Source organism: Streptomyces sp. ADI95-17 (assembly GCF_003846175.1).
Taxonomy (GTDB): domain Bacteria; phylum Actinomycetota; class Actinomycetes; order Streptomycetales; family Streptomycetaceae; genus Streptomyces; species Streptomyces sanglieri.
The window spans coordinates 80775-87167 of record NZ_ML123058.1 but is presented as its reverse complement, the minus strand read 5'-3'; the positions used below and the strand labels follow the sequence as shown (position 1 = coordinate 87167).

At 69.3% G+C, this 6393-nt stretch carries 3 protein-coding genes and 1 pseudogene; 2 read left to right on the top strand and 2 right to left on the bottom strand.

From position 1 onward, the window contains the following. Nucleotides 1-1242: pseudogene (locus tag EES42_RS45520) on the bottom strand (hypothetical protein); the annotation flags it as partial. 857 nt (nucleotides 1243-2099) lie between these two features. Further along, nucleotides 2100-3224 carry a peptidoglycan-binding protein gene (locus EES42_RS44230; RefSeq protein ID WP_124723819.1) on the bottom strand — a complete coding sequence of 375 codons (1125 nt, stop codon included), beginning with the start codon at nucleotides 3222-3224 and terminating at the stop codon, nucleotides 2100-2102. 225 nt (nucleotides 3225-3449) lie between these two features. Between EES42_RS44230 and EES42_RS47520 the strand changes: the two genes are divergently transcribed. Then, nucleotides 3450-5126 carry a GH25 family lysozyme gene (locus EES42_RS47520; RefSeq protein ID WP_277426180.1) on the top strand — a complete coding sequence of 559 codons (1677 nt, stop codon included), beginning with the start codon at nucleotides 3450-3452 and terminating at the stop codon, nucleotides 5124-5126. A 145-nt stretch (nucleotides 5127-5271) separates the two neighbouring features. Further along, nucleotides 5272-6171 carry a peptidoglycan-binding protein gene (locus EES42_RS44215; RefSeq protein WP_124723818.1) on the top strand — a complete coding sequence of 300 codons (900 nt, stop codon included), beginning with the start codon at nucleotides 5272-5274 and terminating at the stop codon, nucleotides 6169-6171. Nucleotides 6172-6393: the final 222 nt, after the last annotated feature.

Below are 6393 nucleotides of genomic sequence, written 5' to 3'. Positions count from 1 at the left end.
CTTGCGCAGCTTGTCGGTGCGCTCGGTGACGCAGGTGTCGTACCCGCCGCACTCGGTACGGGCCTGCTGGTACAGCGGGTCCGCGTTCGACTTGTCGGCGACCGCTTTCGCGGTGTCGAGCGCCTTTTGGGACTTGATCAGCTCAGGACCGACCTCGCGGGTGGCGCCCTGGGTAAATCCCTTGGAGGTGTCGAAGGCGCGGAAGAGGACCTCGATCTCGTTGTTGTCCTTGATCTCGTTGTAGTCGTCGATGATCCGTTTCGCCAGAGTCGGGTCCTTGCGTGCCTGCTCCAGCAGCTGCTGGTTCCTGCGGTCCAGGTGGGCCGCGTAGTCCTGGCTGATGCCGTCGGCGATGACCCCGGCAATGGCGTCAGCCATGCCCGTGCTGCCCCGGAACCCGGTCTTCGGCGTGATCGTGGGCCCGGTGACAGTTGTGCCCTTGGCCCCCTTCGGCGTGATCGTGGGCCCGGTGACGGTCGTGCTCTTGGTCCCCTTGACCGTGGCCGTGGGCCCGGTCACGGTCGTGCTCTTGGTCCCCTTCGATGTGGTCGGTGTGGTCGATGTGGTCGTCGGGTTGGTGGAGCCCGGTCCCTTCGGAGGCTGCTTCGGGTCGCGTGGTGTTGTCCGCGTGCCGCCGGTGTCGCTGTCGTCGTCCGGCGGTCCCTGGAGCCGGCGGTGTTCGGCCTCGGCCTGGGCCAGGTTCGCACGGGCCGTCTCCAGCTGCCGCAGCTTCTCCCGGCGGTCCGGACGGGACTTCCTCGTCTCTTCCTCGAGACTGGTGATCTTGCCCCTGAGGTCGCTGATCTTCGTGTCCAGGCCCTGGATCCTCGCCTTGACGCTTTCCGCGTCCGGCTGGGTTTCCATGAGCTTCCGGTACCGCTTGGCCACGTCCTTTTCCTGCTTGCGGGCTACCTCCCGGTCGCTCTTGAGCTTCTCCCGCTCGGCGGGAGTCTGGGCCCGGTCGATCTTCTGGTTCAGATCGTGAATCTTGTCCCCGGCCTTGGTGCGCTGCCGCCGCAGCCCGTCGGGAGTCTCCTGCGACCGCCGGATGAATTCCTGTGCGTCCTGCACAAGATTCGGCACATCGTCCTTGAACGAGAGGCTGACGCTGCCCTTCTCCAACTTGGCAAGGACACGCTTGGCGGCGATCTGCCGGAGCAGCTTCCACTTGTAGTACGGGTCGTGACCGTCCAGCGCGGCCGCGACCCAGTTCTCGTACATCTGCCACTGCAGCCTTTCCAAGCGGCTGGGCTCACGACCGGAGTCCGAGGCCGGACTCGTCGGGGGCGGCGCGGCCGACGCCGTCGCCGCCGGCCCGGCCAAGGTGAAGCCGACCACGGCGATGACGGCCACCAGAGCCATCCGCACAGACACCGGCCAGCGGCGGGGCTCACGAGCCAGCCACCAGCCGGCCCCTCTCCCCCGGCGGGAAACGGTCTTACGCAAAGAGACGTTCACGGGATTCCTCCTGAGACAAGGGCAGGCGGGGCGCCCGGCGGCCGAACCCACCGCGGCTTCGAGTTCCGGCTTCACTCCGCAGTTCTGGAGGAAGCCCTCGCACCGAGCGCCGTCGAACGGCTGCGGAGCGGTACGAGAAGCGTCGCGGGCCACCAACCCCCGCACAACAGACCAAGGCGTCCGGGACAGTCCGGACCTGTCCGCGCTGGTCAAGGGCCCTGTCCATGGATCACAGTCGCGGGATCCGAAAAGGGACAGCCGGGGCCGGACAGACCGGGACCGGGACTGTCCGGGCCGCCGCAAGACCTGACGGGACCACTGCTACGCCGGAACGGCTTGCCGCCTGCCACGGCCAGAGGAACTGCAGTAGTGAGCCAAGAGGGCCCGGATCCGTATCGGACCGGAGCCCTCTCACGTCTGTCATGGAATCAGGCGGCTTCGAATGCGTGCCCGTGAGCCACAGCCTGAAGGAGCTCCGGCCTGAGAATGCGGTACGCCCTGTTCGCGCGCCCCTTTCCCGTGGGGGCGAGAACTCCGTGCTTCCGCAAGGCGCTCATGCTCATTTCCACGGAGGCCAGGCTGAGGTGCTGGCCGCCAGGCTTCTTCCTGAAGGAGGCGCCCGTCCTGGGTCCTGGCCTAGATCAGTGTCCGCAGCCGGACATGGGAGTGTCGAGGTACTTCCAGGTCTGGGGCCCGACCTGGCCGTCGGGCCTGAGACCGCTGCAGCTCTGGACGGCGCGTACGGCGGCGTCGGTGCTTTCGCCGAAATTGCTGTCGAGGGCGAGCGTGTAGTCGTAGTTGTAGTTCAGCAGGCACTGGATCTCCTTCACCTTCGAGCCGACCATGCCCTTGGCCATGACCTGCTTGCGGTCCCAGTTGTAGGGGCAGTTGGCGCGGCCGGCGGCGCCGGGCGAAGCGGCCGTACTGGGCGAGGCAGAAGCAGAGGCCGGGGAAGAGGCCTCGCCCTTGGCTGAACTGCTGGGGCGCGACGTCTTCGTGTTCGTGTCCTCCTCGCCCGTGGAGTCCTGGTCCTTGTCCTTCTTCTCGTCGTCCTTCGGAGTCTTGGTCGGTGCGGTGCTGCTCTTCGAGGGAAGGGGAGTTTCGTCGACCACGGGCTGGTCGTCGCCGGGACGGTTATCGCCGCCGGTCCCGGGCTGGGAGACAGCGGAGTCCTTCGTCTCGTGGACCGAGTACCAGCGTCCGACCAACAGCAGCACGGCGAGGGCAGCGGCGATCAGCGCGAGGATCTTGATCCGGCTCCGGGAAGCAGCTGCCGACCCTGCCGGTGCGACCGGGCCAGGCGTGGACGGTGCGGGAGCCGGGCTGACCGCTGCGGGTTTCGGAGCTGCGGTGCCGGGAGCAGGGTCCGGGGCCGTCGGCGGTACGGAGTCTGGGGCTGCTGTCGGTGGTGTGGGGTCCGGTACGCCTTGTGCGGGGTCTGCCGGTGCGGGAACGGACACCGCTTCGGGCGGTGCCTCTTCCTGGGCGGCTGCGGCGCGGCGGGCCTGGTCGGCGGTGTCCCAGAGGCCGAGCAGGGTGTTCTTGTCGAGGCCGCGGCGGGTGCAGAGCCGTTCGACGGCTGCCCGGGGTGGGAATGCGGCGCCTTTGAGGACCCGGTTCCACGAGGAGCGGGAGTAGCCGGTGTCGTGGGTGAAGGCGTCCAGGGAGAGGTCCTTCGACTGCTTCACCTGTCGCAGTGCCTGGAGCAGCGCCGTTACTTCCGGCAGTGGCTGAGCGGGCGGGTTGTCGCCTTGTTCAGGCCGCATAGGTTCTCCCCCTTGGTACCGGTGTGATCGTCACGTTCCTCGGCCGTTTCTTTTCGCAGGTCAGGGGCCTTGTGGAACGGCCGGGACGGCGCGGTACGGCTGGAATGGCGATCAGGCTACCGGTGGGACGGCGGTACCCCGAATCTTCATCTCGTCGACGCCGCAAAGGCGCCGTGTGAATCGCCCTCCGGATGTGTGCCGGTGGGTCTGACGAGGGGTGAAGTCGTGCGCATCATCAGCAAGAAGACGGGTCTTCAGGCGGGCGCCATGGTGGCGGTCGCGGCCGCCGGATTTGGCCTGATCAGCTACTCCGGCAACGAGCAGGCACAGGCGAACAGCCCGGCCGCGTACGGGGTGAAGGGCTTCGACACCAGCCATCACAACTCCCACCCGATCCAGTGGTCGGCAGCCGCGAGGGCCGGGTACTCGTTCGTGTTCCAGAAGGCGACCCAGGGCACCGGCTACCGCGACCCGCAGTTCGCCGGTGACTTCGCAGGCGCCTCGCGGGCCGGACTGATGGCCGCGCCCTACCACTTCTACGACACCGGTTCCGGCGCCGCCCAGGCCGACCACTTCATCCGTACGGCCCGGGCCGCCGGCTACGACGGCAAGCGGCCCGGCCAGCTTCCCCCGGTGGTCGACCTGGAGAAGATCCGCGGCCGGTGCCCTGCCGGGGTGAACAACACCCAGATCGCCGCGTTCCTCGCCAGGGCCCGTCAGGCGTTCGGGGTGAACCCCATCGTCTACACCTCGAAGGACTTCGCCGACACCTGCCTGCGCGGCAACACCGGCGCCCTGGCCAACAGCCCGCTGTGGCAGCCCCGCTACGGGAGCGGAACGCGTGAGCCCGCTCCGGTCGGCGGCAGGTACTGGTCGATCTGGCAGTACACCGAGAACGGGACGGTACCCGGCCTGCGGGGCAAGGCCGACATCAACGTCTACAAGGGCACGCTGACCCAGCTCCGCGCACTCGCCCACCTCAGCCCCGGCCAGACCCCCACCGGCCCGGGAACGGGTTCGACAACCCCGCCTGCTCCGCCCACGACGCCGCCTGCTCCGTCCACGGCCGTCTGGCCGCTGCTCAAGAACGGGACGCGCGGCGTGAACGTCACCACCGCCCAGCACCTGCTGGCCGCGGCCGGCCAGTCCGTCACCGCCGACGGGATCTACGGCCCGAACACCCAGAACGCCACCGCCGCGTTCCAGCGCTCCCACGGCCTGACCGCCGACGGCATCATCGGCCCGAACACCTGGAACAAGCTGACCCAGACCGTGCACACCGGTTCCAGCGGGTCAGCGGTCAAGGCGGCCCAGGCGCGGCTCGCCGGGTACGGGAACCGCATCGCGGTCGACGGTGCGTTCGGGCCGGCCACCCGGAACGCGGCCATGGCGTTCCAGCGGTCCCACGGCCTGACCGCCGACGGGATCATCGGTCCGAAGACGTGGAACAAGCTGGTCAACGGGACCAAGACGACCCAGCCCGCCCCGACCCAGCCTGCTCCGGCGAACGGCAGGCTGACCCAGCGCCAGGCCCTCACGCAGCTCGCCGCGGCCGGCATCAAGGCCCCGGTCGGCCGGACCTCCCTCGGAGGCGTCCGCGCCCGCACCATCCAGGGCGTCATCGCCCTGAAGAAGGCCAGCGGCTGCACGATCACCATCACCGGCGGCACCGAGTCCGGCCACAGCGCCGGCCCCCGCTCCCACGCCAACGGCTACAAGCTCGACCTGCGCACCCGTGACGAGGGCCGCTGCGTGACCAACTGGATCAAGACCACCCAGCGCAAGGGCGCCCCGCGGGGCAACAACGCCCGCTGGCACGGCACCCTCAACGGCATCTCCGCCGAGTACGTCTACGAAACCCCCCGCAGCGGCGGCGTCCACTGGGACATCACCTTCATCTGATCCCCCTCCCCGCCCTCGCCCACCGGCGCGGGGGCAGCCGCCACCGCACCATCCCGCACCCCCTCCTCCTCCCGGCCGGGCCGCGCCATACCCCTGCACGGCCCGGCCGGCCGGACCCACACGACACAAAAAAGGGAACACCGCCATGAACCGCACTCCCCGCACGCTCTGGGCCACCCTCACCACCGCCGCCCTCGCCATCGCGGCCTTCGCCACGCTCGGTACGCAGGCCCCCGACACCGCCACCGCCAGCAGCAGTGACCCGGCAGCCTCAGCCGCCCGCTCCGCCGACCCCGCTTCCCGGAACCAGTGGCCCACCCTGCGCACCGGCGCCCAGGGCAGCGCGGTCACCACCCTCCAGCAGCTCCTCACCGCCCGCGGGCACTCCCTGACCGCCGACGGCGCGTTCGGCCCCCTCACCGAAGCCGCCGTGCGCGCCTTCCAGGCCCAGCACAGCCTCCAGGCCGACGGAATCGTCGGCCCCAAGACATGGAACGCCCTGCGCTCCACGCCCACCGCGCCCACCAAGCCGAGCCCCCGACCCGGACCGGGCACGTACACCCTGAAGCTCACCAAGAACTGGGGCGACCCGCTCAACTCCCGGCTGGCCCTCGTCAAGGACGGCAAGGAGCTCAAGAGCTACCGCGCCGGATCCGGATTGGGAGTCACCAACGAGTGCGCCAGCGGCGCGGGATGGCTGCCCAGCGGCACCTACCAGGTCAAGGGACACGAGAGGGACCATGGCAACTGGATCAGCAAGGGGATCAGGGGCTACGCCATCCAGCTCGCTGACAAGCCCTGCAAGCCGAAGCCCGGCCAGAAGACGGTCATGCGCACTGAACTGTTCATCCACAGCGAGATGCTGCACACCGGCGCACAGAACCCGCTGTACATCGAGGGCAAGGACAACATCTACCGGTGGGACGGCAACGTCGACTACGAATCCTGGGGCTGCATCAAGATCACGCCCACCGACATCAAGGACCTGTTCACCCGCCTCGACCAGGCCGGATGGCCGAAGAACCTGACCCTCCAGGTCAGCTGACACCACCGAACCACCAACGCCCGGTGGACAGCACCCGCATGGGGTGCCGCCCACCGGGCGTTTCGCGGGTACGACACCACTCTGTGGCCGCACCGGCGCCGAGGAGGCGTCAGGCGGGATGGCGGGGCTGTTCCTCGCCGGCACGGCCACCGGTCCCGAGGATCCGCCGCGGAGACGGGGGCGCAGCCGGACTGGAACCGAGCACGCCTCGGGCACGCAGCT

Excerpts from the sequence above, each read along its gene's own strand:
- EES42_RS44230 (WP_124723819.1), bottom strand. The coding sequence starts at position 3,224 with ATGCGGCCTGAACAAGGCGACAACCCGCCCGCTCAGCCACTGCCGGAA.
- EES42_RS44215 (WP_124723818.1), top strand. The coding sequence starts at position 5,272 with ATGAACCGCACTCCCCGCACGCTCTGGGCCACCCTCACCACCGCCGCC.